This window comes from Micromonospora sp. NPDC004336, from assembly GCF_053602615.1.
This window is the reverse complement of record NZ_JBSGDY010000339.1, coordinates 1-2,276: the sequence shown is the minus strand read 5'-3', so window position 1 is coordinate 2,276 and position 2,276 is coordinate 1. Positions and strand designations below refer to the sequence as shown.

Sequence of the window (2,276 nt, the reverse complement as noted above, 5' to 3'; positions counted from 1 at the left end):
CCGATCGACGAATCGCACAGCAGGACAGCATCGTCGGTCAGGCGGTGAGTCAGACCAGACCGGGTGACCCCACCTACATCCTCACTGTCAGGCGGCGAGGGTCGCGTAGCGGCCGGCGCGCTCCAGCAGGCCGGCGTGGTCGCCGGACTCGACGATCCGGCCGTGGTCGAGCACGGCGATCTGGTCGGCGCCGCGCACCGTGGAGAGCCGGTGGGCGATGGTGATGGTGGTCCGGCCCCGGGCCGCCTCGTCGAACGCCCGCTGCACGGCGCGCTCGGTCTCGGTGTCCAACGCGCTGGTCGCCTCGTCGAGGATGAGGATGCGCGGGTCGCGCAGCAGCGTGCGGGCGATGGCGAGGCGCTGCTTCTCGCCGCCGGAGAAGCGGTGGCCGCGGGAGCCGACGACCGTGTCGTACCCGTCGGGCAGCCCGGCGATCAGGTCGTGGATCCGGGCGGCGCGGGCGGCGGCCTCGATCTCGGCGTCGGTGGCGTCGGGCCGGGCGTAGCGGAGGTTCTCCCGCACGGTGGTGTGCAGCAGGTACGTCTCCTGGCTGACCACGCCGACGATCGCCGACAGGTCGGCCAGGCGCAGGTCGCGCAGGTCGACCCCGTCGACGGTGACGCGCCCGCTCGTCGGGTCGTGCAGCCGGCTGACCAGCGCCGCCAGGGTGCTCTTGCCGGAGCCGGTCTCGCCGACCAGGGCCAGCGACGTGCCGGCGGGCACGTCGAGGCTGATCCCGGCGACGGCGGCGGTGTCGCTGCCCGGGTAGCTGAAGGTGACGTCGGTGAAGCGCAGGTCGCCGCGGATCCGGCGGGGGTCGACGTCGACGGGCTCGGCGGGGTCGTCCACCTCGACCGGGAGGTCCAGGTATTCGAAGATGCGGGCGAAGAGGGCCAGCGAGGCGGTCACGGAGACGCCCACGTTGAGCAGCCCCATCAGGGGGCGGAAGAGCCCGCCCTGCAGCGCGGTGAAGGCGACCAGGGTGCCGATGCTGAGGGTGCCGGCCGCGCCGGGCAGGCCGGCGCTGAGGTAGATGACCGCGGGGATGGCGGCGAAGACGACGGTCATCGTGGCCATCCGCCAGCGCCCGGCGAGCTCGGAGCGCAGCTCCAGGTCGACCAGGCGGGCCGACGAGGCGGCGAAGCGCGCGGCCAACGCGGGGCCGGTGCCGAGGGTCTTGGCCAGGTGCACGCCGCTGACCGACAGCCCCTCCTCGACGGTGACGTTGAGGTCGGCGAGTTCGCGCTGGCGTCGCGCGGTGATCTCGCGGCGCAGGTGGGCGACCCGGCGGGTCAGCCAGACGGCCGGCGGAAGCACGACGAGGGAGACCAGGGAGAGCCGCCAGGAGAGCGCGACCATCGCGGTCGCCGTGGCGACCACCGTGGTCAGGTTGGACGCGACCGAGGTGGCGGTCGACGTGACGACGCTCTGCATGCCGCCGATGTCGTTGGTGATCCGGGACTGCACCTCGCCGGTGCGGGTGCGGGTGAAGAACGCCAGCGACTGCCGTTGCAGGTGGGTGAAGACGTCGGTGCGCAGCCGGTGCATGACCTGCTGCCCGACGCGGGTGGAGATCCAGGTCTGCGCCACGCCGAGCACCGAGGTCACCGCGGCGACCGCGACCATGCCGGCCACGAGCCAGGCCAGGAGCGCCAGGTCGCGCTCGGGCAGCGCCCGGTCGATCACGGCGCGGAGCAGGAAGGGCGAGGCCAGGGCGAGCACCGAGGACACCACGATGATCGCGGTGACCGTGCCGAGCGCGGCCCGGTGCCGGGCGAACAGCCCGCCGACGCGCCGCAGCGACACCTGGCGGGCCTGGGCCTTCTCGGCGGCGCTGACCTTGCGGGGGCCGCGGTCGCGGCCGGAGGGTTCGGGTTCCAAGGGGTACGTCCTCACGTAGGGGATGCTGAGGTTGCCTCAACATGAGGGAACAACATCTCCTGCTGCTACCGTATTCCCCGTGACCGGAGACGCGGACGCCGTGGAGGACGGGCTCGCCGAGGCGTTCCGGGCGGTGACCCGGCGGCTGCGGCACCGCATCCGGGAGGCGCTCGCCCCCTGGGACGTCACGCCCGGGCAGGCCCGCGCCCTCGACGTGCTGACCCGGCACGGCGCGCTGCGCCCCAGCGCGCTCGCCGAGCACCTGCGCATCGCCCCGCGCTCGGCCACCGAGGTCGTGGACGACGATCCGGACGGCGTCGAGCCGTCGGGTGCCGAGCAGCCCCGGGTTGTCGCCGAGCAGCCCGCTGCGCACCCCGGGGACGAAGGCCGTCCAG

Annotated in this window: 2 protein-coding genes; one reads left to right on the top strand and one right to left on the bottom strand. The window is 73.9% G+C overall.

Annotated elements, in window-relative coordinates:
* Positions 1-87 precede the first annotated feature (87 nt).
* Positions 88-1,881, bottom strand: coding sequence for an ABC transporter ATP-binding protein (locus tag ACWENR_RS30520; protein WP_452280399.1), 1,794 nt, complete (start codon positions 1,879-1,881; stop codon positions 88-90).
* A 79-nt stretch (positions 1,882-1,960) separates the two neighbouring features.
* On the opposite strand from ACWENR_RS30520, the gene ACWENR_RS30515 reads away from it, so the two are divergent.
* On the top strand, positions 1,961-2,276 hold a 316-nt coding region (locus ACWENR_RS30515; protein WP_452280398.1), incomplete at its 3' end, for a MarR family winged helix-turn-helix transcriptional regulator.